General features: G+C 38.0%; 25 protein-coding genes. 22 read left to right on the plus strand and 3 right to left on the minus strand.

The annotated features are described in order from the left end of the window. Nucleotides 1-43: 43 nt before the first annotated feature. Nucleotides 44-496, plus strand: coding sequence for a phosphate-starvation-inducible protein PsiE (gene psiE, locus AB1I62_RS04600; protein ID WP_002355869.1), 453 nt, complete (start codon nucleotides 44-46; stop codon nucleotides 494-496). A gap of 70 nt (nucleotides 497-566) precedes the next feature. On the opposite strand, the gene AB1I62_RS04605 is transcribed toward psiE, so the two are convergent. Next, complete coding sequence (locus AB1I62_RS04605; protein WP_010826901.1) at nucleotides 567-1,382, minus strand: metallophosphoesterase; 816 nt, start codon at nucleotides 1,380-1,382, stop codon at nucleotides 567-569. A gap of 171 nt (nucleotides 1,383-1,553) precedes the next feature. Here AB1I62_RS04605 and AB1I62_RS04610 point away from each other — a divergent pair, with 171 nt between their 5' ends. The 11 genes from AB1I62_RS04610 (at nucleotide 1,554) to recN (ending at nucleotide 10,687) form a co-directional block, all read left to right on the plus strand. Next, nucleotides 1,554-2,618 carry a Xaa-Pro peptidase family protein gene (locus tag AB1I62_RS04610; RefSeq protein WP_002391500.1) on the plus strand — a complete coding sequence of 355 codons (1,065 nt, stop codon included), beginning with the start codon at nucleotides 1,554-1,556 and terminating at the stop codon, nucleotides 2,616-2,618. A gap of 13 nt (nucleotides 2,619-2,631) precedes the next feature. Then, nucleotides 2,632-2,952, plus strand: a complete 321-nt coding sequence (locus tag AB1I62_RS04615) for a MazG nucleotide pyrophosphohydrolase domain-containing protein (RefSeq protein ID WP_002383393.1) — start codon at nucleotides 2,632-2,634, stop codon at nucleotides 2,950-2,952. 332 nt (nucleotides 2,953-3,284) lie between these two features. After that, nucleotides 3,285-3,716 (plus strand): Asp23/Gls24 family envelope stress response protein, encoded by a 432-nt coding sequence (locus AB1I62_RS04620; RefSeq protein ID WP_002355874.1) that lies wholly within the window; start codon nucleotides 3,285-3,287, stop codon nucleotides 3,714-3,716. After that, complete coding sequence (gene nusB / locus AB1I62_RS04625) at nucleotides 3,709-4,161, plus strand: transcription antitermination factor NusB (RefSeq protein ID WP_048738200.1); 453 nt, start codon at nucleotides 3,709-3,711, stop codon at nucleotides 4,159-4,161. The genes AB1I62_RS04620 and nusB overlap by 8 nt, the downstream gene beginning before the upstream one ends. Nucleotides 4,162-4,264: 103 nt before the next feature. Then, nucleotides 4,265-5,110: a bifunctional methylenetetrahydrofolate dehydrogenase/methenyltetrahydrofolate cyclohydrolase gene (locus AB1I62_RS04630; RefSeq protein ID WP_002355876.1), complete on the plus strand. Its 846-nt coding sequence runs from the start codon at nucleotides 4,265-4,267 to the stop codon at nucleotides 5,108-5,110. Nucleotides 5,111-5,119: 9 nt separating this feature from the next. Further along, nucleotides 5,120-6,466 (plus strand): exodeoxyribonuclease VII large subunit, encoded by a 1,347-nt coding sequence (xseA, locus tag AB1I62_RS04635; protein WP_002355877.1) that lies wholly within the window; start codon nucleotides 5,120-5,122, stop codon nucleotides 6,464-6,466. A 1-nt stretch (nucleotide 6,467) separates the two neighbouring features. Then, nucleotides 6,468-6,698, plus strand: a complete 231-nt coding sequence (locus AB1I62_RS04640) for an exodeoxyribonuclease VII small subunit (protein ID WP_002355878.1) — start codon at nucleotides 6,468-6,470, stop codon at nucleotides 6,696-6,698. Beyond that, complete coding sequence (locus tag AB1I62_RS04645) at nucleotides 6,698-7,579, plus strand: polyprenyl synthetase family protein (protein WP_002355879.1); 882 nt, start codon at nucleotides 6,698-6,700, stop codon at nucleotides 7,577-7,579. The genes AB1I62_RS04640 and AB1I62_RS04645 overlap by 1 nt, the downstream gene beginning before the upstream one ends. Before the next feature lie 13 nt (nucleotides 7,580-7,592). Beyond that, nucleotides 7,593-8,408: a TlyA family RNA methyltransferase gene (locus tag AB1I62_RS04650; protein ID WP_002355880.1), complete on the plus strand. Its 816-nt coding sequence runs from the start codon at nucleotides 7,593-7,595 to the stop codon at nucleotides 8,406-8,408. Between the two features lie 138 nt (nucleotides 8,409-8,546). Beyond that, nucleotides 8,547-8,996 carry an arginine repressor gene (locus AB1I62_RS04655; protein WP_002358881.1) on the plus strand — a complete coding sequence of 150 codons (450 nt, stop codon included), beginning with the start codon at nucleotides 8,547-8,549 and terminating at the stop codon, nucleotides 8,994-8,996. Between the two features lie 17 nt (nucleotides 8,997-9,013). Further along, nucleotides 9,014-10,687 (plus strand): DNA repair protein RecN, encoded by a 1,674-nt coding sequence (gene recN, locus AB1I62_RS04660; protein ID WP_367019125.1) that lies wholly within the window; start codon nucleotides 9,014-9,016, stop codon nucleotides 10,685-10,687. Nucleotides 10,688-10,777: 90 nt separating this feature from the next. Here recN and AB1I62_RS04665 read toward each other — a convergent pair whose 3' ends face one another. After that, nucleotides 10,778-10,888 (minus strand): DUF4044 domain-containing protein, encoded by a 111-nt coding sequence (locus AB1I62_RS04665; protein WP_002383399.1) that lies wholly within the window; start codon nucleotides 10,886-10,888, stop codon nucleotides 10,778-10,780. A gap of 67 nt (nucleotides 10,889-10,955) precedes the next feature. Further along, nucleotides 10,956-11,921 (minus strand): magnesium transporter CorA family protein, encoded by a 966-nt coding sequence (locus AB1I62_RS04670; protein ID WP_002390178.1) that lies wholly within the window; start codon nucleotides 11,919-11,921, stop codon nucleotides 10,956-10,958. 244 nt (nucleotides 11,922-12,165) lie between these two features. On the opposite strand from AB1I62_RS04670, the gene AB1I62_RS04675 reads away from it, so the two are divergent. The 10 genes from AB1I62_RS04675 (at nucleotide 12,166) to ftsA (ending at nucleotide 23,011) form a co-directional block, all read left to right on the plus strand. Next, complete coding sequence (locus tag AB1I62_RS04675; RefSeq protein ID WP_002383401.1) at nucleotides 12,166-12,558, plus strand: DUF3397 domain-containing protein; 393 nt, start codon at nucleotides 12,166-12,168, stop codon at nucleotides 12,556-12,558. A 233-nt stretch (nucleotides 12,559-12,791) separates the two neighbouring features. Continuing rightward, nucleotides 12,792-13,277 (plus strand): division/cell wall cluster transcriptional repressor MraZ, encoded by a 486-nt coding sequence (gene mraZ, locus AB1I62_RS04680; protein ID WP_002383402.1) that lies wholly within the window; start codon nucleotides 12,792-12,794, stop codon nucleotides 13,275-13,277. Nucleotides 13,278-13,291: 14 nt separating this feature from the next. Continuing rightward, nucleotides 13,292-14,248: a 16S rRNA (cytosine(1402)-N(4))-methyltransferase RsmH gene (gene rsmH / locus AB1I62_RS04685; protein WP_002355891.1), complete on the plus strand. Its 957-nt coding sequence runs from the start codon at nucleotides 13,292-13,294 to the stop codon at nucleotides 14,246-14,248. Between the two features lie 16 nt (nucleotides 14,249-14,264). Beyond that, on the plus strand, nucleotides 14,265-14,672 hold the full coding sequence (gene ftsL, locus AB1I62_RS04690; protein WP_002358883.1) for a cell division protein FtsL: 408 nt from the start codon (nucleotides 14,265-14,267) through the stop codon (nucleotides 14,670-14,672). After that, nucleotides 14,672-16,900, plus strand: a complete 2,229-nt coding sequence (locus AB1I62_RS04695) for a penicillin-binding protein (protein ID WP_010777493.1) — start codon at nucleotides 14,672-14,674, stop codon at nucleotides 16,898-16,900. The genes ftsL and AB1I62_RS04695 overlap by 1 nt, the downstream gene beginning before the upstream one ends. A 27-nt stretch (nucleotides 16,901-16,927) precedes the next feature. After that, on the plus strand, nucleotides 16,928-17,893 hold the full coding sequence (gene mraY, locus AB1I62_RS04700) for a phospho-N-acetylmuramoyl-pentapeptide-transferase (RefSeq protein ID WP_002355894.1): 966 nt from the start codon (nucleotides 16,928-16,930) through the stop codon (nucleotides 17,891-17,893). A 22-nt stretch (nucleotides 17,894-17,915) separates the two neighbouring features. Next, nucleotides 17,916-19,286 (plus strand): UDP-N-acetylmuramoyl-L-alanine--D-glutamate ligase, encoded by a 1,371-nt coding sequence (gene murD, locus AB1I62_RS04705; RefSeq protein ID WP_048738064.1) that lies wholly within the window; start codon nucleotides 17,916-17,918, stop codon nucleotides 19,284-19,286. A gap of 4 nt (nucleotides 19,287-19,290) precedes the next feature. Next, nucleotides 19,291-20,382: an undecaprenyldiphospho-muramoylpentapeptide beta-N-acetylglucosaminyltransferase gene (gene murG, locus AB1I62_RS04710; RefSeq protein WP_048738066.1), complete on the plus strand. Its 1,092-nt coding sequence runs from the start codon at nucleotides 19,291-19,293 to the stop codon at nucleotides 20,380-20,382. A gap of 8 nt (nucleotides 20,383-20,390) precedes the next feature. Next, entirely contained in the window at nucleotides 20,391-21,515 is a 1,125-nt protein-coding gene (locus AB1I62_RS04715) for a cell division protein FtsQ/DivIB (RefSeq protein ID WP_002355897.1), read from the plus strand. A gap of 173 nt (nucleotides 21,516-21,688) precedes the next feature. Next, nucleotides 21,689-23,011 (plus strand): cell division protein FtsA, encoded by a 1,323-nt coding sequence (ftsA, locus tag AB1I62_RS04720; protein ID WP_002355898.1) that lies wholly within the window; start codon nucleotides 21,689-21,691, stop codon nucleotides 23,009-23,011. The last annotated feature ends 4 nt before the right edge of the window (nucleotides 23,012-23,015 follow it).

Raw genomic sequence — 23,015 nt, forward strand, 5'->3', positions numbered from 1 at the left:
AAGCATGTTATAAAATAATTGAGTCAAAAGAAAGAAGGGTATTATGCAGAAGAATTTTAGTGTAGTAAAGAAGTACGTGAATTTGATTTTGGATATTGTATTAGGGATTTTAGGAGTTTTCTTATTAGTATTTATGGCTAGTTATTTAGTTGACCTCGCTACATATCTCATGAAGCCAATGACGCCGGATAATTTTTCAGTTATCATGCAAGAAATTATTTCATTCTTTATGTTATTTGAGTTTATTATGATGATTCTTCGCTATATTCAAGAAGGACACCATATTCCGATTCGTTATTTGATTTTAATTTGTTTAACCGCAATTTTACGTCAATTAATGGTTGCACATGGCGATGGCTTGCAGACTTTATTGTTATCTTTATCAATTCTTTTACTAGTGGTTGTGCTATTTATTCTCGGGTTAAATGGCAGCAAATTTTATACGCTAGGAAAAGCGAAAGTAGAAGAAGATCACGAGCAAGATTTTCATCATTAATCGAACATAATCAAAGACCGTCCAACGTGAGAATTTTTCTCTAACGTGGGGCGGTCTTTTTAATGCATAGTTAAATAGTTAACTCAATCAGTTCAATTGTTGGTAAGACACCAAAGCGTGCGCTGATTTTAGTGGTTCCGATTCCTGGGTGAACAATTAGCGGCGTTTCATCTTCTAAATGATAAAGCCCATGTGTATATTTTTTAGCAAGCTGATTTTTGTAAGTGAAAAAAGGCAAGCGAATCTGTCCGCCGTGACTATGTCCTGCTAAAATGAGGTCAATGTTTTTGTTGACTGCTGAGTCTGCGACATCTGGCTCATGGGTTAGTAGCAGAGTGGGCGTTCCAGTAGGGCGGTTGACTAAAGCTGCAGCTAAGTCGGTTTGTCCATATAACGAATCTTCTAAACCAGCGACGTACAAGGAGATGTGGTGTGAGACAGGCAGTAATTTGCCCGTGTTTTTTAGTACGGTAAAGTCGGCAGCTTCTAAGATTGTTTCGTAAAAATTGGTATCTAACCCGCTATACTCGTGGTTGCCATAAATAGCGAATTTGCCATATGGGGCGTTAATTTTACGGAAAAGTTGACTCACTTCATCCTGAATTTCGATACCGAAACGGGCATAATCATCAAATAAGTCTCCTGTAAAAACGACTATGTCTGGTTGTAATGTATTTGTTTTTTCAACAATCTGTTTTAAGGCTTTCACAGAATAATTCTTTTTTAAATGAATATCAGAGAGTTGAACAATCCGTAAGGTTTTCCCTGATTCTGTTACTTTAATTTGATTTTTGTGTATGACTAAGCAGTTAGGTTCAATAAAAAAACTATAGCTTAAAATGCCGATAATAATGAAAAATAGTGCCAGAAATAAATAAACGTTCATAATTTCCTCCTTGAAGTCGCTAAATTAGTTTACTACAAAAGTGTTAAGCAAAAAATAAGGAAAGGTAAAATTTTCAGTAAACTTTCTCGATGAAGTTTTTTGGTGATTCATGCTTTTCTGAAGTAAATTTGCTATAATGAAAAATGAGAAAAAAGAAAGAAGGTCGAACCAATGATGGCAAGAGTCGAAAAGCTACGGGAGTTAATGAAAGAAAATAATTTACAAGGATTTTTAGTGACAAGTCCGTATAATTTACGTTATTTAACCAATTTTACTGGGACAACAGGCTTGGCAATGATTACATTAGATAAAGCTTTTTTTGTAACGGATTTTCGTTATACGGAACAAGCTGCGGAACAAGCAACTGGTTTTACTATCGTTAAAAACACAGGACATATTTTTGACGAAGTAGCAGATTTAGCTGAACGTTTGCAATTAGATAATTTAGCTTTTGAAGAAACGCAAGTTAGTTTCGCTGATTATAGCTTATTGGAAGAAATTTTACCATGTGAATTAGTTCCTGTAATGGGTTTGATTGAAGAATTAAGAGAAGTGAAAGATGAAGAAGAAGTAGCGATTATTGAAAAAGCGTGTGCCATCGCGGATCAAGGATTTGCCTTTGTCTTAGAGATGATTAAACCTGGAATGACAGAGATTGAAGTGGCTAATCAATTAGATTTCTTCATGCGTTCAAAAGGAGCCAGTGGTGTTTCTTTTGAGACAATTGTGGCCAGCGGTCTACGTTCAGCGATGCCACATGGCGTTGCTAGCCATAAAGTCATCGAAAAAGGTGAGTTAATCACTTTAGATTTCGGTTGTTATTATGAAGGCTATGTTTCTGATATGACACGGACATTCGCTATTGGTAGTATTCAGCCAAAACTAAAAGAAATTTATGACATTGTTTTAGAAGCACAATTAAAAGTGTTAGCAGAAGCTAAACCTGGGTTGACGGGCATTCAATTAGATGCGATTGCACGGGATCATATTGCTTCCTATGGCTATGGCGATGCGTTTGGCCACAGTACTGGTCATGGCATTGGATTAGAAATTCATGAAGGACCAAATGTTTCATTCCGAGCAGATAAACAATTTGTACCAGGGAATGTGATTACGGACGAACCTGGAATTTATTTGCCAGGAATTGGTGGCGTGCGTATTGAGGACGATTTATTAATTACTGCTGAAGGTAATCGTGTATTAACACATGCGCCAAAAGAATTAATCATTTTATAAAGGTTGGGAGAACATGGATATCCAAGAGTATCAGCGGTTTATTAGCGAGTTTTATAAAAAACGTAACTGGTATCAATATGATCCGTTTATTCGTTCCAACTTTTTAACAGAAGAAGTCGGCGAAGTTTGTCGAGCCATTCGGACAATTGAAATTGGCCGTGATCGACCGGATGAAACAGTTTTGGCGGATGAAGAGAATCTGGAAAACTTAACGGAAGAGTTAGGCGATGTGTTGGATAATTTATTTATTTTAGCGGATAAATATGACATCTCTTTAGAAATGATTATGCAAAAGCATCGGACGAAACTAATGGAACGTTATCCTGAAGAATAAAGACGTAAAAATAAGAAAGCCAAAATTACTTGGTCTTTCTTATTTTTACGTCTAAAGGCTTGAATTAGAAATTTATGACAAGAAATTATCTGTTCTTTTAGTCAGAACTTAGCTTTTCTGGTAGCGAAATAGGCTAATTAATGATAAACTAAGAACGAGTATTGATAAGCAAAATTTGGACGTTCTTTCACAATTAACTGAAGAAACCAGTGTTGTTTTAATTTTTAAGAATCATCCGTTGCTTAAAAGAGAATCCTTAAGAGACTTAGTGATTCATCAAATAAATCGTTTATTTAACGATTTTGTGCGTAATAGATAAGGAGGACAACCAAATGTCAGAAGAAAAAAATCTTGTAATCAATGCAAACGATTCTTTAGGAGAAATCGTGATCGCTCCTGAAGTCATTGAAGTAATTATCGGAATCGCTGCTTCAAAAGTAGAGGGCGTTTATGGGATGCGTGGCACGTTTGCCAATAATGTGAATGAATTATTAGGCCGTGCAGCACACGGCAAAGGTGTATATTTACGAACAGAAGAAGAAGGCTTAAAAGTCGATATCTATTGTTACTTGAACTACGGTGTTTCTGTACCAAAAGTTGCGTTAGAAATGCAAGACCGTGTGAAACAACAAGTCTTATTTATGACAGATATTGATTTAGTTGAAGTGAATATTCATGTTGTAGCGGTAGTACCTGAAAAAATCCCTCAACCAGACTTAAATGAATTATTCCCAGAAGATGAAGATGGAGAAGAGAATGAGTAAAACAGAATTAACCCGTCACGAGATTCGTGAAAAAGCGCTCCAAGCCCTTTTTCCTTTAGATTTTAATGCTGATTTAACCAAACAAGATGCCATTGATTATGCATTGGCTTATGATAATCGGGCAATCGTCAGTGAAGATGGCGAAGACCTAGTCCCTACGTATTTAGATTTACTTGTCGGCGGTGTGTGTAGCCGCAAAGCAGAACTAGACGAAGTGATTACGAACCATTTAGGTAATAACTGGTCTATGCAACGCTTAGCAAAAATAGATATTGTTATTTTACGCTTAGCTATTTTTGAAATGCTATACGTTTCAGATGTGCCAAACATTGTGGCATTAAATGAAGCCGTTGAGTTAAGTAAAAAATACAGCGACGACCGTTCGCGTAAATTTGTTAATGGTGTGTTATCAAATGTAATGAAAGAAATTGATTCAGAGGCGTAAGCTCTGAATCTTTTTTTACTATCTAACTGGTGTTAAGATACTGGGTTATATGCTAAAATAAATACTATTAAAGAAGTAAAGAAACAATAGAGGGAGCGAAGGAATGAGTACAGTAATTAACGGTCGTGAATTAGCAGATCAAATGCAAGCAGAGATTCAAAAAGATGTAGAGAAGATGACACAACAAGGCATCCAACCAGGATTAGTTGTTTTATTAGTTGGGGAAAATCCTGCCAGCCAAACGTATGTGAGAAATAAAGAACGTGCAGCAGCCAAAATTGGCATTCTGTCAAAGGTCGAAAAACTACCAGAAACTATTTCAGAAGAAGAATTATTGGCTGAGATTGACAAATATAATCAAGATTCACGCTTTCATGGCATTCTTGTACAATTACCTTTGCCAAAACATATTGATGAAGAAAAGATTTTATTAGCGATTGATCCCAAAAAAGATGTAGATGGGTTCCATCCAATGAATTTAGGCCGTTTGTTTGTAGGCAAACCTGAAATGATTCCTTGCACGCCGTATGGAATTATGAAGATGTTTGAAGCCTATGATATTGATTTAACAGGTAAACGTGCGGTGGTTATTGGTCGAAGTAATATTGTTGGCAAGCCAATGGCACAATTATTGTTAATGAAAAATGCGACCGTGACGATTGCCCATTCTAAAACTGAACATTTAGCAGAAGTTGCAAAAGAAGCGGATATTTTAGTTGTAGCAATTGGACGCGGGCATTTTGTCACCAAAGAGTTCGTGAAACCAGGTGCGGTAGTGATTGATGTGGGTATGAATCGCAATCAAGAAGGAAAACTGATTGGTGATGTAGCATTCGATGAAGTTTCTGAAATTGCAAGCTATATCACACCAGTTCCCAAAGGTGTTGGCCCAATGACGATTACCATGTTAATGTATCAAACAGTCGAGGCAGCAAAAAAACAAAAGTAAGGTGAAAAAATGACGCAACAGTATTTAACAGTAACAGCCTTAACGAAGTATTTAAAACGTAAATTTGATGCAGACCCTTACTTAGGACGTGTCTATTTAACAGGTGAAATTTCGAACTTTCGCTTCCGAGCGAACGCGCATCAGTACTTCAGTTTAAAAGATGACCATGCGAAGATTTCTGCAATTATGTTTAAATCAGCCTTTCAAAAATTGAAGTTTCAACCAAAAGAAGGCATGAAAGTCATGGTGGTGGGGCGGATTTCGCTTTATGAAAACAGCGGCTCCTATCAAATTTATATTGAACATATGGAACCAGATGGTGTAGGTGCACTTTATCAAGCATTGGCAGAATTAAGAGAAAAACTAGGAAAAGAAGGACTTTTTGAAGGGCCTAAACAACAGTTGCCTCGTTATCCCAAACGAATCGCTGTGGTTACAAGTCCTAGTGGTGCTGTCATTCGGGATATCATTACGACAGTCAAAAGACGCTACCCAATTGCACAACTGGTCCTTTTTCCAACCTTGGTCCAAGGCGAGCAGGCGGCGGATGACATTGTGCGGAACATTCAGCGAGCCGATGCGCAAGGCGATTTTGATACGATGATCATCGGCCGTGGCGGTGGTTCAATCGAGGATTTATGGCCATTTAATGAAGAAAAAGTGGCTCGAGCCATTCATGCTGCCACCACACCGATTATTTCATCGGTTGGTCACGAAACAGATGTGACAATTGCCGATATGGTAGCAGATGTTCGTGCAGCAACGCCAACGGCAGCAGCGGAACTAGCGGTACCAGTTTTAAATGAAGAACTATTAAGAATTAGTGAACGGCGTAGTCGTTTAGAACAAAGCTTTTTATATCTCTTACAACAACGAACAGAACGTTTCCAACGACTACAAAACTCTTATGTGTTTAAGCAACCTGAGCGACTTTATGAAGGTCAAACGATTAAATTAGATCGAATGACGCAACGTCTTTTCCAAGCAATGACAACGATTCATCACCAAAAGCAACGTCAAGCCCAAGGAATTATCGCTCAATTGCAACAACAGACACCAAAGGGACAATTAAGAGAAAGTCAGCAACAGTTGGCGTTTTTACAACGAAACTTGCAAACGCAAATGACACAATTGTTCCTAAACAAACAAAAGCAATTCACGTCTGCTGTTCAACAACTAGACTTACTCAGCCCACTCAAAATTATGGGTCGAGGATATAGTTATACTACAAAAGAGGACCGTGTCGTTAAAACTGTTACCGAGTTACAGCCAGCAGATCAATTAACGATTCATTATGCTGACGGTACAGTTCAAGCAAACGTCGAAACAATAACAGCGAAAAAAGAGGAGTTTTAACATGCCAGCAAAAGAAAAAACGTTTGAAGAATCATTAAATGCCTTAGAAGAAATCGTTCAGCGCTTAGAACGAGGAGATGTTCCTTTGGAAGAAGCCTTAGCTGCCTTTCAAGAGGGCATGGCATTAAGTAAACAATGTCAAGATACATTGGAAAAAGCGGAAAAAACTTTAACGAAAATGATGACAGAAAACAATGAAGAAATTGTTTTTGAAGAGAGCGAGGAAGCGTAATGACGAATTTTAGTCAACAGCATTTACCGTTGGTTGAAAAAGTCATGGTCGATTTTATCGCAGAATATACTGAAAATGAGCGTTTGAAAGAAGCAATGCTCTACTCGATACACGCAGGTGGCAAACGATTACGCCCGCTATTAGTGCTAACAACAGTGGCCGCTTTTCAAAAAGAGATGGAAACACAAGACTATCAAGTGGCTGCCTCTTTAGAGATGATTCATACGTATTCATTAATTCATGATGATTTACCAGCAATGGATGATGATGATTTACGTCGTGGCAAACCAACCAATCACAAAGTGTTTGGTGAAGCGACTGCCATTTTAGCAGGGGACGGCTTATTAACAGGCGCGTTTCAGTTACTTTCTTTGAGTCAATTAGGCTTAAGTGAAAAAGTTTTACTGATGCAACAACTGGCAAAGGCAGCGGGGAATCAAGGCATGGTTGCCGGCCAAATGGGTGATATTGAAGGAGAAAAAGTCAGCTTGACTTTAGAAGAGTTAGCGGCTGTTCATGAAAAGAAAACCGGAGCGCTAATTGAATTCGCCTTAATTGCTGGGGGCGTATTAGCCAATCAAACAGAAGAAGTCATTGGTTTACTGACACAGTTTGCGCATCACTATGGCTTGGCTTTTCAAATTCGTGATGACTTATTAGATGCCACAAGTACAGAAGCAGATTTAGGTAAAAAAGTAGGCCGAGATGAAGCGTTGAATAAAAGTACGTATCCAGCTCTTCTAGGGATTGCTGGCGCGAAAGATGCGCTAACACATCAATTAGCAGAAGGCAGCGCTGTTTTAGAAAAAATCAAAGCAAATGTTCCCAATTTTTCAGAAGAACATTTAGCAAACTTGTTAACTCAGTTACAATTGAGATAGAAAGAAGGCACTTATGAAAAAAGAACGCGTCGATGTCTTGGCGTTTAATCAAGGACTATTTGAAACACGAGAAAAAGCCAAACGCAGCGTGATGGCTGGTTTGGTTTACAATGATAAAAATGAACGTTTAGATAAACCAGGGGAAAAAATTTCTGTGGAGACACCCTTACATACTAAGGGCCAAGTAATGCCTTATGTTTCTCGTGGGGGCTTAAAACTAGAGAAGGCACTAAATGTTTTTGCAATCAACGTTCAAGGCAAAACAATGCTAGATATTGGTTCCTCCACAGGTGGTTTTACCGATGTTGCTTTACAAAATGGGGCTCGTTTGAGTTACGCTTTAGATGTTGGCTATAACCAACTAGCATGGAAAATTCGGCAAGATGAACGCGTGGTGGTAATGGAACGTACCAATTTTCGCTATAGTAAACCCGAAGATTTCACCGAAGGGGTGCCGGATATTGCAACGATTGATGTTTCCTTTATTTCGTTACGCTTAATTTTGCCACCTCTTCATGATATTTTGAAAAAAGGCGGTAGTGTGGTGGCGTTAATTAAGCCGCAATTCGAAGCTGGCAAAGAGTTTGTTGGGAAAAAAGGAATCGTGCGTGATCCAGAAACCCATCAAATGGTTGTGGAGGAAATTACACGCTTTGCCATGAATAACGGTTATGATGTGAAAAACTTAGATTTTTCACCAATCACTGGTGGCGAAGGAAACATTGAATTTTTGGCACACTTAGTTTCTGTTGAAGGAGAAGGATCCTATCAAGCAACAGAATCCATTGAAGAAGTTGTCGCGCATGCGCATCAAAAATTAGCGGAATGATGAGAAAAGTTAGAAGAAAGAAGTGGACGCCTACGGGTGAAAGCTTCTTTTTTGTATAAATCTAGTAATTCATCTTTTAAAATGCATAAAAATAAGCTATGATGAGGGCAAGAGTAAACTGAAAAGGAGAGCGGCGCCATGAGAAAGCAAGATAGACACCGTTTAATTACACGTTTATTGACTGAAAAAAATATTCAAAAGCAAGAAGATTTTGTCAACTACTTACAAGAAAAGGGCGTAGCTGTAACACAAGCAACAATTTCTCGCGACATTAAAGATATGAAACTGATCAAAGTTCCATCTGCAGAAGGGGGTTATCGATATAGCCTTCCATTAGAAACACAAGCTAATACGAGTGCTAAACTTGCAAAGCTTTTAAAAGATGCCTTTGTAGCTGCAGAACAAATGGAAAAATATGTCGTATTACGAACCATTCCTGGCAATGCGGCGGCGTGTGGTAGTTTAATCGAAAAGAATTACCAAGAGAAACTTTTTGCCGTCATCAACGATGATGATAGTGTTCTCATGATTGCACGAACTGAGGAGGCGGCAGAAAAACTTCATAAAGAGCTGTTAAGCTATCTATAAAGAATGAGGTGAACAAGATGTTACAAGAACTTTCCGTGAAAAATTTTGCGATTATCTCTTCGTTACAATTAGAGTTTCAAATGGGTATGACCGTTTTAACGGGAGAAACAGGTGCGGGGAAATCCATCATTATTGATGCAATGGGATTACTCACAGGCGGACGTGGCTCCAGTGACTATATTCGTCAAGGAGCAAATAAATGCACCTTAGAAGGACTTTTTTTAATGCCGAAAAGTCAAGAATTAAAGCAATTATTAGAAGAATTAGGTATTGAAACAGAAGAAGATTCTTTAGTGATCCAACGAGATATTTCCGCTTCTGGTAAAAATATTTGCCGTGTCAACGGACGGATTGTCAACATTACTAATTTAAAAAGAATTGGGGAATATTTAGTAGATATTCATGGCCAAAACGAACATCAAGAATTGATGCAAAGTGAACGCCATATTGATATGTTAGATGAATTTGGTGGGAAAAAACTTTTAGCAGTCAAAGAAAAATATACACAGGCGTATCAAGAGTATCGCGCACTCGAAGCCAAAGTCAGAAAGCGACAAAAAAATGAAAAAGAATTTGCCCAAAGAATGGACATGCTTCATTTTCAAAGTGATGAAATTGCTAGTGCACAGTTAGTCGCTGGCGAAGAAGAACAATTGTTAGAAGAACGCAATAAACTGAACAATTTTCAAAAGATTGCTGATGCACTGACGATTAGTTATGCCGCGCTAAATGGTGAAGACGATAGTAGTTTGGATAAAATCGGAACAAGTATGAATGAACTCGCTTCGATTGAATCCCTTGATCCAGAATATAAAACATTGTCAGATACTGTTCAAAATGCTTACTACTTACTACAAGAAGCCAGTGGAGATCTTTCTAGGTTAATTGATGGCTTAGAACTAGACGAAGGTCGCTTGAATGAAGTAGAAAATCGTTTGGAATTAATCCGTCAAATGAAACGTAAATATGGCGATTCAATCGAAACGATTTTATCTTACTATGAAGAAATCACCAAAGAGTTAGCAGAGGCTGATTTTTTGGAAGGTGGTACAGGTGACTTAGAAGCGTTGCTTGCAGAGAAACAACAAGCGGCTCATCAACAAGCGTTAGCTTTACGAAAAGAACGAAAGCACCTAGCCAAAGAGCTCGAACAACAAATTTTAACCGAATTAAAAGAACTATATTTGGAGCGAACTGAATTTGAAGTCCGCTTTACAGAACTTGAGCATTTACAAGAAAATGGCTTAGACGGAGTAGAATTTTATATTACTACTAACCCAGGGGAACCATTAAAACCGTTAGTTCGGGTGGCTTCTGGCGGAGAACTTTCGCGAGTGATGCTGGCTATGAAAACAATCTTTTCTCAAACGCAAGGGATCACTAGTATTGTTTTTGATGAAGTAGATACAGGAGTCAGTGGCCGTGTAGCACAGGCGATTGCCGATAAAATTTATCAAATTTCAGAAAATTCGCAGGTGTTGTGTATCACGCACTTGCCACAAGTGGCAGCCGTTGCTGATGAACATTATTTTATTGAAAAAGAAATTGTGGCGGGTCGGACAGAAACAAGCGTCCGAATTTTATCTGAAAAAGAGCGAGTAAACGAAATTGCGCGTATGCTCGCAGGAAGTGAAATTACGAAATTAACCATTGAACATGCACAAGAGCTGTTGGCGATGGCGAAAAAATAGCCGCTCTATTTGAGCAAGTAAAAAAACAGCCCCTTCTATCAATTGAAGGGGCTGTTTTTTTACTTTTAATGTGTGAAAAAGTTCTCCAGTTTAAAGACTAAGAATTGCTGTTAAAACAGTTGAACCTACAATTGCGATCAGCATTAGCCAAACCACGACTTTCGTGATTTTTGAAAAGCGACTTTGTTCTTTGTCGTTCATAAATGACACGTCCTTTTTAATTTCTGCTAATAGTGTACAACCTTTTCCTGAAAACAGCAACCTAAAGTTATAAGAGATTCTTTTTCTTTAAAATTCGAATACTAATTACACAGATTAAGGTAGTGATAGCAAAAATAATCCAAAAAGAATATTCATGCTCTGCAAAAGGGAGTTTCACATTCATGCCGTAAATTCCTCCGATGATGGTTGGAATGGTCAAGACAATTGTTAAGGATGTTAAAATTTTCATGACATTATTTAAGTTATTTGAAACGATTGCTGAAAAAGTATTACTAATGTTATCAACTAATTTTAGTTGTATTTTAGTCGTATTCAGTCCTTGTTCTAGTTCAATCAGAATATCCCTTAAAAATGGCAAATGTTTTTCTGGATGATTAAAAATTTCAGCGCTATATAAACGTTTTAATACTTTTAAATTATCCGTTAAAGCTGCTTCGAAATAAACTAGACTTTTTTGAATGTCCATAATCTGATACAATTGACTATTTTCTGTGGCTACTTGGAGCTCTCCTTCAAGTTTGTTGGTTTGTTGGATAAGTGCTTGTAAGTTTTTATTGAAGGAAAGGGCCATCTTCCATGAAAGGGCTAAAATTAAGGCCTTCTCAATAGAAAGATCTTGATGCGTGAACGCCTCTTTTTGGATCCCATGAACGATGTCGTTAGGCCCATTGCTAACAGTAATTAGTTTGTTATCGACGGTTGCGATTAAAGCAATCGGTACCGTTTCTACTTGCAGATAGCCGCTAGGACTGATACTAGCTTTGGGATAACGAAATAAAAGTAACGTAGGCGTTTGTAATTTTTCGTGGCGGAAACCTTCCACTCGAGCATTTTCTTCATCATCTAAAACGCCGGTAAGATAATCTGTTGGTAAGTGGTATTGATTGACGAGACGCTCGATTTCTTCTTCTGTAGGAGATTCTACCGAAATCCAACTTAGGGATTCATCGTCTGGTGAACAAGGTTCAAAATAGTCATTTTTCAATAATAAATAATTAATCAAAAGATTCACCCCGAATCAACATTTTTTGTTCTAAATCCATTATAATAGAAGTATGACACATTACGAGAAGAAAAGCTTATAAAAAACATTCAAAAATAAGTGGCCGCGATAGGTGAGGCCTCGTTTTGAAAATGGTTTGATAAGTAATCCGTTTTTTATATGAAAAAGCAAGCAAAAAGGGCTTTTAGCACATATATTTAAACGAAATGAAACATCTGTGTAACGTTGATGAAGTATAGTTATAGCAGGTGGAATGAAAGGATTTGTTGAGAGAATGGTGTCGTTTTCGGCAATAATGTTATTTTGGTATATTTTTCCGGTAATTGTGCTCTTTGCGTGCAATTTTCTCGTGTCCACTTTTTCCCTAACGGAACGTTGGAAAATAAAAGCACCGGATTTGGCCATTCCGTTTTTATTCATAGGGATCCATGAGTTATCCAAAGATAGTTATGATGAATCGATTATGCCGTATTTTGTGATTTCTATTTTGTTATTAGGAGTCGCTGTTGCCCTGTTTCAAGCTTATTATTATGGAGAGATTTTATATAGACGATATTTCAAGATGTTTTGGCGGTTGACGTTTTTACTAACGTTTGTGTTGTATGTGTTGCTTATCTTGCTAAATATCAGTCATTATCTACTGTAATAAAGCGTGGAGACAATAGGGGAAATACGCTGTGGGAAAATGTCCCCCACAACTCCCCACTCCGTGGGGTTTTTTTGTTATTTGTGGGGTTATTTTATAAAAAACATAGTAAAAACCTTGTTATAATAACATTTTTTGTTGGGTGATGCTTGTTACATAAAACCCTGTAAATATTACAGAAATTTTAAATAACAGTTAAAAAATAGAAGTTTTTAGATTTATAGTGGTAGAAAGTGGTGGGATGTGGTAGACTTGTTCTATCAAGTGGAAAAGCGGGTGTATTGGCTATGCTTATGGGTGAATACCAACATAATATCGATGCCAAAGGCCGCCTAATCGTTCCATCAAAGTTTCGTGAGGAACTTGGTGAAAAATTTGTGGTAACGAGAGGGATGGATGGCTGTTTATTTGGTTATCCTTTAAATGAATGGTCACAACTTGAAGCAAAACTTCAAGAAATGCCCTTAGCTAAGAAAGATGCACGTACCTTTGTACGATTCTTTTATTCCGCTGCAACAGAATGTGAGATTGATAAGCAAGGTCGTATCAATATTCCGGCGAATTTACGAACACATGCCAGTTTAGAAAAAGGCTGTGTTGTTATTGGCGTCTCTAACCGAATTGAAATTTGGAGTGACGAACGTTGGCATGCATTCTCTGATGAAGCTGAAGAAAACTTTGATGAATTAGCAGAAACAATGATTGATTTTGGATTTTAGGAATGAGGCAAATGATGACTGAAGAATTTCGCCATTACACCGTTCTTTTAAAAGAAACAGTGGATGGATTACAAGTGAAGCCGGATGGCGTATACGTAGATTGCACACTCGGTGGTGCCGGACATAGTGAATACTTACTGACACAATTGAATGAGCACGGTCATTTATATGCCTTTGATCAAGACCAAAAAGCGTTGGCACATGCTAAGACTCGTTTGCAGAAATATGTAGACAAAGGTCAAGTGACCTTCATCAAATCAAATTTTAGAAATATTAAAGAAGAATTGGCAGAACACGGGGTGTTCCACGTTGATGGGATTCTATACGATCTAGGTGTTTCTTCACCACAATTAGATGAAGCAGAACGTGGTTTTAGCTATCATCAAGACGCGCCCTTAGATATGCGCATGGATCAAGACGCACCCTTGACGGCTCGCGAAGTGGTGAATACGTATAGTTATAGTGAGTTGGTAAAAATTTTCTTTCGTTATGGGGAAGAGAAATTTTCGAAACAGATTGCTCGAGAAATTGAACGTGTTCGCGAAAAGCAACCAATTGAAACAACAGGTGAACTCGTTGAGATTATTAAGACGGCGATTCCAGCTCCAGCAAGACGCAAAGGTGGACATCCTGCAAAACGAATTTTCCAAGCAATTCGCATTGCCGTTAATGATGAATTAGGGGCAGTTGAAGAGTCGCTAGAACAAGCAATTGATTTGCTAGCGAAAAATGGCAGAATCAGTGTGATTACGTTCCATTCGTTAGAAGATCGTATCGTTAAAACAATGTTTAAAGAATACAGTACGGTACAAGATTTGCCACCAGGCATTCCAGTGGTACCAGAAGAATTTCAACCAGAATTAAAAGTAATTACTAGAAAACCAATTTTACCAAGTGACAGTGAGTTATCTGAGAATAATCGTTCACGAAGTGCGAAGTTACGCATTGCCGAAAAAATAAAATCTAGATAGAGAGAGGGGTAGACACATGGCTGAATTGAAGAAAGTAAATGATTTCCATTATGAAGCACCAGAAATGGATCAGCCAACTGTGGCAACAGAGCAAGACAGAAAAATGCAAGAGGAAACACTACCTGTCCCCACTCTATTACCCAAAAAGAAACTAAAAAATGTCTCTTTACTAGAAAAATTAATCGGTGTTGTATTAGTTTGTGCAACGATTGGTATTGCAATTGCGACAATTCAAGTAAGAACGACAATTGTCCAAACCATGAACGATATTACAGAAACACAAGCAGTCATTAAAGAAAAGGAAGATAACGCTTTGAAATTGGAACAAGAAAGAAGCGAACTTTCTAAATCAGATCGAATCAAAGATGTCGCTAAAAAACAAGGACTAGAAAATAACGGCGACAATGTTAGGACTGTTAAATAATGAGTAAAAGACATAAATTTAAACAATTCATGAAAAAGAAAAACTTAAATCCGATGAACAATCGTAAAAAAGTAGGCATCATTTTATTCGCTACGAGTATTGGATTGTTCTTTTTATTTGCCTTTAGAACGACATACATTGTGGCAACAGGCAAAGTAGCCGGTGTATCACTAAAGGAAAAAACAGCTTCTCTATATGAAGGAAGCCAAGTGGTAAAAGCTAAGCGAGGATCAATTTTAGATCGATATGGTAATCCAATCGCAGAAGATGCTACTTCCTATTCGTTATATGTCGTATTATCAAAAAAATATACGGGACAAAATAATGAAAAGCTATATGCGGAGAAAAAAGACTTCGATGATATTGCTGAAATTTTAGCGAAATATACCAAACTAGACAAAAAAACAGCATTGAAATACTTGAATAATGGGATCCATGAAGATGGGTCAACACAATATCAAGTGGAATTTGGTACGGGTGGTCAAAACATCACCTTGGAAACACGGCAAAAAATTGAAGCAGATTTGAAAAAGAAAAAAATCTCTGGCGTTTATTTCAATGAACATCCAGCCAGACTATATCCCAATGGTCAGTTTGCTTCTCACTTTATTGGCTATACAAAAGCAGCCAATCCAGATGATGATAAAGAAGGCTTAGTAGGCGCGATGGGACTAGAACAGGCCTATAATGATATTTTGAGCGGAACCGATGGCCGTGTGTATTTTGAAAAAGATATTTACGGTAATGCCTTACCAGGAACTGTGGCGGAAGAGAAAAAAGCAGTGGATGGTCAAGATATTTACACAACGTTGGATAGTCGCTTGCAAAATACCTTAGAAGATTTAATGACGCAAGTTAATGAAAAATATGAACCAGTTTCCATGACTGCTATGTTAATGGAAGCAAAAACAGGCGAAATTGTTGCTATGTCTCAACGGCCAACATTTAATCCTGAAACGAAACAAGGATTAGACAATAATGGCACGTGGCAGAACCTATTGGTTGAAAGTCCGTATGAACCTGGCTCAACGCTTAAATTATTTACGTCGGCGGCGGCCATTGAGCAAGGATTGTTTAATCCAAATGAATCATTTAACCGTATAGGTGGTATCACTGTTGGTGACACCACGATTAACGACCATGATGTCGGCAATTTAAAAGACAAAACGTCTTTAACTTATCGTCAAGCTATTTCTTGGTCTAGTAATATCGGAATGGTGAACTTGGAACAACGAATGGGTGGCGACAAGTGGGTCGAATATTTGAAAAAATTTGGGTTTGGTTCAAGCACACATTCAGGTTTAACTTCAGAACACACTGGGAAACTTCCAGATAATAATATTGTTGATCGGGCCAATTCAGCTTTTGGTCAAGGGATTACGGTTACTAATTTCCAAATGATGAAAGGTTTCTCAGCTATTGCAAATGACGGTTCAATGTTGCAACCTCATTACATCAGCAAAATTGTTGACAAAAATACAGGAAAAGAAACGATTACGGAACCACAAATCGTAGGAACCCCAATCAAAGCGCAAACAGCTCAACAGATTCGTACGTACATGATTGATACTGTTGAAGACCCGACTTACGGGATTGCGTATGATATTTATAAAGTACCAGGCTATCATGTTGCTGCCAAAACAGGAACTGCCCAGATTTCAGATGGTAAAGGGTACGTTGATGGAGCAAGTCAAGTCTTGTCTTCTGTAGTGGAAATGGTCCCAGCAGATAATCCTGAATATGTTTTGTATATTACGCTTAGACAAGCAAAATCAGGTTCGCCTTCAGAAGCAATGGCGGCAATTGCAAACCCATTAATGAAATTAGCGTTAGACATTAAAGAGACAGATCCGGAAACAACGAAAGTAGCTTCTGATAAAGTCACAGTTGCTGATTATAAAAATATGACACCAGCGGAAGCGTTGGCCAATGCCAAAGTGAACGGGGTGGATCCTGTGATTATCGGTGATGGTGAAAAAATCAAGAAACAATCAACGCCGTCTGGTCAAACATTAATGCCTAATCAGAAATTGATTTTGATCACAAATGGAACGAACTATATGCCTGATTTAACCGGCTGGTCGAAGAGCGATGTTACCAAGTTTGGTGATTTATTAGGTTTGACTGTCGAGTTTAAAGGTGAAGGCTATGTGACGAAACAAAGTATCGCTGCTGAAACTGAAATTACGGAGAAAAAATTAACCGTGACTTTAGAAGGCACAGAATAATAACGTAGAATAATTAGGAGAGATAACATGGAGTGGACACAGATTTTTATTCCCATAGTGGTGAGTTTTGCCATTACAGTGAGCGTAATGCCACTATTCATTGGCTATTTTCAAATGAAAAAACAAGGGCAGGTTACTCGTGAAGATGGCCCGACTTGGCATAGCGTGAAAACAGGTACCCCTACAATGGGGGGAGTCGTTTTCCTTGTAGCCAGCTTGATTACTTCATTAGCAATGGGGTTGTTTTTCCACCAATTTACGCCGTCTCTACTAATTATTCTATTTATTTTAGTATTATACGGTTTGCTAGGTTATTTGGATGATTTCATTAAAGTCTTTAAAAAACGGAACATGGGCTTGAATTCTCGTCAAAAATTAATTGGTCAAATTTTTGGTGGGTTGGTTTTCTACTTTGTTTATCGAAGTGAAGGATTTTCAGACACCTTAGATTTGTTTGGAGTAGCAGAAGTTCCGTTAGGTATTTTTTATGGCGTGTTTATTATTTTTTGGTTAGTCGGTTTTTCTAATGCCGTGAACTTGACAGATGGAATTGATGGTTTGGTTGCTGGTTTAGGAACAATTTCATTTGGTACTTATGCAATTATTGCCTGGAAACAACAACAATTTGATGTTGTGATTATCTGCCTAAGTGTGATTGGTGGGCTGATTGGCTTTTTCCCTTATAATAGAAAACCAGCAAAAATCTTCATGGGTGATGTTGGTTCATTAGCATTAGGTGGATTGTTAGCAGCAATTTCAATTATTTTGCATCAAGAATGGACGCTACTTTTAATTGGACTTGTCTACGTTTGTGAAACAGCAAGTGTTATTTTACAAGTTGCTTCATTTAAATTATTTGGTCGACGGATTTTTAAAATGTCACCAATTCATCACCATTTTGAAATGTGTGGTTGGTCTGAATGGAAAATTGATTTTGTCTTTTGGTCTGTCGGTTTAATCTGTTCAGGAATCACATTATGGATTCTTTTCTAATCTATCAAAGGGGAAATTGACAATGAAAAAAATAACAACCTATCAAAACAAAAAAGTGTTGGTTTTAGGACTAGCTAAAAGTGGTGTCAGCGCAGCGAAACTCTTACATGAGTTAGGTGCGCTCGTTACCGTTAATGACGCAAAACAATTTGATCAAAACCCTGACGCCCAAGATTTATTAACCTTGGGTATTCGTGTTGTTACAGGGGGGCATCCAATTGAATTGTTGGATGAAGAATTTGAACTAATCGTTAAAAATCCTGGTATTCCTTATACAAATCTACTTGTGGCAGAAGCACTAACTCGGAAAATTCCTATCATAACTGAGGTGGAATTAGCAGGTCAAATTGCCGAATGTCCAATTGTCGGCATTACGGGCACCAATGGCAAAACAACCACGACCACGATGATTGGTTTATTGCTAAACGCTGACAGAACGGCTGGTGAGGCACGTTTGGCGGGAAATATTGGTTTTCCAGCGAGTACGGTGGCTCAAGAAGCAACAGCCAAGGATGATCTTGTGATGGAACTTTCTAGTTTTCAGTTAATGGGAATTGAGACGTTTCACCCACAAATTGCAGTAATTACAAATATTTTTGAGGCACACTTGGATTATCATGGTTCGCGGAAAGAATATGTTGCTGCAAAATGGGCCATTCAAAAAAACATGACCGCAGATGACACCTTGATTTTAAATTGGAATCAAGTAGAGCTTCAAACGTTAGCCAAAACCACAGCTGCCAACGTATTGCCTTTTTCAACGAAAGAAGCAGTAGAAGGGGCTTATCTTTTAGATGGGAAATTATATTTTAATGAAGAATATATTATGCCCGCCGATGAGCTAGGGATTCCTGGTAGTCACAATATTGAAAATGCACTCGCAGCGATTTGTGTAGCTAAATTAAAAAATGTATCGAATGTTCAGATTAGACAAACTTTGAAAAACTTTTCGGGCGTTCCCCATCGAACGCAATTTGTTGGCGAAGTTCAGCAAAGACGTTTTTATAACGATTCAAAAGCAACCAATATTTTAGCTACAGAGATGGCGTTAAGTGGGTTTGACAACCAAAAGCTACTTTTACTTGCGGGTGGCTTGGACCGCGGTAACTCATTTGATGAATTGGTTCCTGCTCTGCTGGGACTCAAAGCAATTGTTTTATTTGGAGAAACTAAAGAAAAATTGGCGGAAGCTGCTAAAAAAGCGAACATTGAAACAATTTTATTTGCTGAAAATGTTCAAACGGCGGTTACCATTGCCTTTGATTATTCGGAAAAAGATGATACTATTTTACTATCACCTGCTTGCGCAAGTTGGGATCAATACCCGAATTTCGAAGTACGCGGGGAAGCCTTTATGCAAGCTGTTCAACAATTAAAAGAAAGTGAAATGTGAGAAAATGAAGATACTAGTAACTGGTGGTGGCACAGGTGGGCATATCTATCCTGCGTTATCCTTCGTCGAACACGTCAAAAAAGAAGCACCTGCAACAGAATTCTTGTATGTGGGAACAGAAAATGGTCTAGAAAGTCAAATTGTGCCAAAGGCGAAAATTCCATTTAAAACGATTAAAATTCAAGGATTCAGGCGTTCGCTAAGTCCTCAAAATTTTAAAACAATTTATTTATTTTTAACAAGCATTAATAAAGCAAAAAAAATTATTCGTGAATTTCAACCAGATGTGGTCATTGGTACAGGCGGTTATGTTTCTGGTGCAGTGGTTTATGCGGCCCACCAATTAAAAATACCGACAATTATTCATGAACAAAATAGTATCCCTGGAATGACAAATAAATTTTTAAGTCGTTATGTAGATAAAATTGCGATTTGTTTTCCGGATGTCGCTAGTTTTTTCCCGAAAGAAAAAACAATTTTGACAGGGAACCCGCGGGGACAAGAAGTCGTAACGGTGGAAAAGTCAGCTATTTTATCAGAGTTTGGCTTAGATTCAGCAAAGAAAACGGTGGTTTTATTTGGCGGAAGTCGTGGCGCCTTGAAAATCAATCAAGCGTTTGAACAGGCCTTTCCTTTGTTTGAAGAGAGAGAGTATCAAGTTTTATACGCTTCAGGAGAAAGATATTATCAGGAACTTCAAGAAAGTCTAAAGCTTTCTGAAAAGAAATTGACAAACATAAGTGTGCAACCGTATATTGATAAAATGGTTGAAGTGATGGCTAATACCGATTTAATGGTGGGACGTGCAGGAGCAACCTCAATTGCGGAGTTCACCGCATTAGGATTACCAGCAATTTTAATTCCGAGTCCTTACGTCACGAATGATCATCAAACGAAAAACGCGCAAAGCTTAGTAAAAGTTGGTGCTGTTGAAATGATTCCAGATGCAGAATTGACCGGCGCTCGTTTAGTTGCGGCAATTGATGATATTTTATTAAACAATGAAAAAAGACAACAGATGGCAACGGCGTCCAAAGGGGAAGGCATCCCAGATGCAAGTGATCGTTTGTATCAAGTTGTGAAAACGTTAGTCTGAGATAGGAGGTGTGGAAGATTAGTAACGAGAACGATATATTCAAAAAAAGAAAACCATTACCTCCAAAAAAATCGGAAGAGTCTCAACCTGAACTGACACCTTGGCAAAAACAAAACCAAGAATATTTGAAGAAGCAAGCGGAAGAAGCTGCTTCAAAAGGTGAAAACGAACAAGCAGAAGTCACCATCACTTTACAAGAACAAAGTCAAGAAGAGCCTCAACAACATCTTCCACAAGAAACAGTGGAAGAAGAGGAGCATTTTGCAGATCGTTTACCGAACGTTAAGAAAACACGGAACAAGCGCTTATATAGGCGTTTAGCCTTTATTTTAACTTGTTTAGGGACAGCCATTTTAGTGGCATTGTATTTTGTTTCGCCTCTTAGTCGATTGAGTGAAGTAACAGTTTCAGGTAACAAAAGTGTGGAGAGCCAAGCGATTATTCAGCAGTCAAAACTTGAAACGGGCAGTGGCTTATGGGAGCAGTATTCAAATAGAAATTATTTTTCTGCAAATATTCAGAAAAAGTTTCCAATTATAAAAAAGGCGAACATTAAGTTAAATGGTATTAATTCATTTAAAATTGATATTCAAGAGTATCAAATTGTCGCTCTTGCTGCGACTAAAGGCGGCTATCATCCGATTTTAGAGAATGGTAAAACTTTGGCGGAAACCACCAAAGCTGCTGAAAGTGGCAAACCAATTTTTGAGAATTTCAAAGAGGATAAATTAATCCCTGAATTAATGGCCTCTTACAACAAATTACCTCAAGAAATTAAACAAGGAATTTCAGAAATTAAATATGCACCATCAAAAACCAATAAAGACTTGATTAATGTCTATATGAATGATGGAAATCGAGTGATTGTTAATATTTCTGATTTAAGTGAAAAAATGGCTTATTATTCACAAGTAGCCGAGCAAATGGACAAACCTGGAATCGTTGATATGGAAGTCGGCATTTTTTCTTATCCGTATGAAAAAGAAAGTGAAGAAACGGGCAGTGAAGTTTCCGAAGATTCAGCGGTTGAAAATCAAGAAGTTGTGGACCCAAATGCAGGCGCAGCAACGGATGAAGCGAATAACGGTACGCCGACAAATGGAGAAAATCAAGAAGTGCAACAAGCAGAATAAGTTTTTTACAAAAATGTTTCAAAAATTAACGAACAAATTCGTATAATCTGCTTTCTAAAACCCCCATTTTTATGGTAAAATTGGAAGAAGTGAATAATACTAAAAAAGAGATAGTTAAACGGACGCCTTTGTCCGCTTAGATATTGGAATTAATAGGAGGAGGAATTCCGTTCATGGCAAAAACAGGAATGTATGTAGGCCTCGATATTGGTACAACTTCTGTCAAAGTAGTTGTCGCTGAATATATTGAAGGTCAAATGAACATCATCGGCGTTGGAAATGCAAAATCAGACGGTTTGAATCGAGGGATTGTCGTCGATATTGATCAAACAGTTCAAGCAATCCAACGGGCCGTTCGACAAGCCGAAGAAAAAGCCGGCATTCAAATTAAAAGCGTAAATGTTGGATTACCAGCGAATTTATTAGAAGTAGAAAGCTGTCAAGGAATGATAGCTGTTAGCAGTGAATCAAAAGAAATTACAGATGAGGATGTGCGCAACGTCGCATCTGCAGCTTTGGTTCGTTCAACTCCTCCTGAACGTCAAATTGTTGCAATCTTACCGCAAGACTTTACCGTCGACGGCTTTGAAGGCATCAAAGACCCACGTGGAATGCTTGGCGTTCGCATGGAGATGTTTGGCGTTGTCTATACTGGACCAAAAACAATCATCCATAACATCCGTAAATGTGTTGAAAAAGCTGGCTTAGGAATTAACGAATTAGTGATTACACCGCTTGCTTTAACAGAAACAATTTTAACAGATGGCGAAAAAGACTTTGGAACAATTGTCATTGATATGGGTGGCGGTCAAACAACGACATCTGTTATCCACGACAAACAATTGAAATTTACTCATGTTAACCAAGAAGGCGGCGAGTTCATCACGAAAGATATCTCAATCGTATTGAATACTTCTTTTAACAACGCCGAAGCCTTAAAAATTAATTATGGGGATGCTTATCCAGAAAGAACTTCAGCAAACGAAGAGTTTCCTGTTGATGTTATCGGTAAGTCAGAGCCTGTAAGAGTGGACGAACGTTACCTTTCAGAAATTATTGAAGCGCGTGTGGAACAAATTTTGAGAAAATCAAAAGAAGTTCTGGATGAAATTGATGCGTTTGAATTACCTGGAGGCGTTGTGTTAACTGGTGGCGCCGCTAGTATGCCAGGTATTGTCGATTTGGCGCAAGAGATTTTTGAAGCCAACGTAAAACTATACGTACCAAATCACATGGGCTTACGTAACCCAGTCTTTGCTAATGTCATTAGCATTGTGGAATATTCAGCGCAACTAAACGATATTTATCACATTGCCAAATATGCAATCCCTGGTGAAAAATCGAAACCAGCACAATCAGTCGCTGTCCAACAAGAAGTTCGCTATGACACATATGCTGAACAGCCTCAAGAAGAATACGAAGAATTCAACGAACGTGAGTCTGGTGAAAAAGTGACAGGCAAAATCAAAGACTTCTTCTCGAACATTTTCGACTAATCAC

Origin of the sequence: Enterococcus sp. AN402 (assembly GCF_040719405.1) — a bacterium.
GTDB classification, from domain to species: Bacteria; Bacillota; Bacilli; order Lactobacillales; family Enterococcaceae; genus Enterococcus; species Enterococcus faecalis.

Bases quoted from the DNA above. Each gene is read 5' to 3' on its own strand.
- AB1I62_RS04630 (WP_002355876.1), top strand. From the start codon at position 4,265: ATGAGTACAGTAATTAACGGTCGTGAATTAGCAGATCAAATGCAAGCA.
- recN (WP_367019125.1), top strand. From the start codon at position 9,014: ATGTTACAAGAACTTTCCGTGAAAAATTTTGCGATTATCTCTTCGTTA.
- AB1I62_RS04655 (WP_002358881.1), top strand. From the start codon at position 8,547: ATGAGAAAGCAAGATAGACACCGTTTAATTACACGTTTATTGACTGAA.
- AB1I62_RS04645 (WP_002355879.1), top strand. From the start codon at position 6,698: ATGACGAATTTTAGTCAACAGCATTTACCGTTGGTTGAAAAAGTCATG.
- ftsL (WP_002358883.1), top strand. From the start codon at position 14,265: ATGGCTGAATTGAAGAAAGTAAATGATTTCCATTATGAAGCACCAGAA.
- rsmH (WP_002355891.1), top strand. From the start codon at position 13,292: ATGACTGAAGAATTTCGCCATTACACCGTTCTTTTAAAAGAAACAGTG.
- xseA (WP_002355877.1), top strand. From the start codon at position 5,120: ATGACGCAACAGTATTTAACAGTAACAGCCTTAACGAAGTATTTAAAA.
- AB1I62_RS04665 (WP_002383399.1), bottom strand. From the start codon at position 10,888: ATGAACGACAAAGAACAAAGTCGCTTTTCAAAAATCACGAAAGTCGTG.
- AB1I62_RS04610 (WP_002391500.1), top strand. From the start codon at position 1,554: ATGATGGCAAGAGTCGAAAAGCTACGGGAGTTAATGAAAGAAAATAAT.
- AB1I62_RS04675 (WP_002383401.1), top strand. From the start codon at position 12,166: ATGAAAGGATTTGTTGAGAGAATGGTGTCGTTTTCGGCAATAATGTTA.
- AB1I62_RS04615 (WP_002383393.1), top strand. From the start codon at position 2,632: ATGGATATCCAAGAGTATCAGCGGTTTATTAGCGAGTTTTATAAAAAA.
- ftsA (WP_002355898.1), top strand. From the start codon at position 21,689: ATGGCAAAAACAGGAATGTATGTAGGCCTCGATATTGGTACAACTTCT.
- AB1I62_RS04605 (WP_010826901.1), bottom strand. From the start codon at position 1,382: ATGAACGTTTATTTATTTCTGGCACTATTTTTCATTATTATCGGCATT.
- AB1I62_RS04620 (WP_002355874.1), top strand. From the start codon at position 3,285: ATGTCAGAAGAAAAAAATCTTGTAATCAATGCAAACGATTCTTTAGGA.
- nusB (WP_048738200.1), top strand. From the start codon at position 3,709: ATGAGTAAAACAGAATTAACCCGTCACGAGATTCGTGAAAAAGCGCTC.
- AB1I62_RS04640 (WP_002355878.1), top strand. From the start codon at position 6,468: ATGCCAGCAAAAGAAAAAACGTTTGAAGAATCATTAAATGCCTTAGAA.
- AB1I62_RS04695 (WP_010777493.1), top strand. From the start codon at position 14,672: ATGAGTAAAAGACATAAATTTAAACAATTCATGAAAAAGAAAAACTTA.
- murG (WP_048738066.1), top strand. From the start codon at position 19,291: ATGAAGATACTAGTAACTGGTGGTGGCACAGGTGGGCATATCTATCCT.
- murD (WP_048738064.1), top strand. From the start codon at position 17,916: ATGAAAAAAATAACAACCTATCAAAACAAAAAAGTGTTGGTTTTAGGA.
- AB1I62_RS04650 (WP_002355880.1), top strand. From the start codon at position 7,593: ATGAAAAAAGAACGCGTCGATGTCTTGGCGTTTAATCAAGGACTATTT.
- psiE (WP_002355869.1), top strand. From the start codon at position 44: ATGCAGAAGAATTTTAGTGTAGTAAAGAAGTACGTGAATTTGATTTTG.
- mraY (WP_002355894.1), top strand. From the start codon at position 16,928: ATGGAGTGGACACAGATTTTTATTCCCATAGTGGTGAGTTTTGCCATT.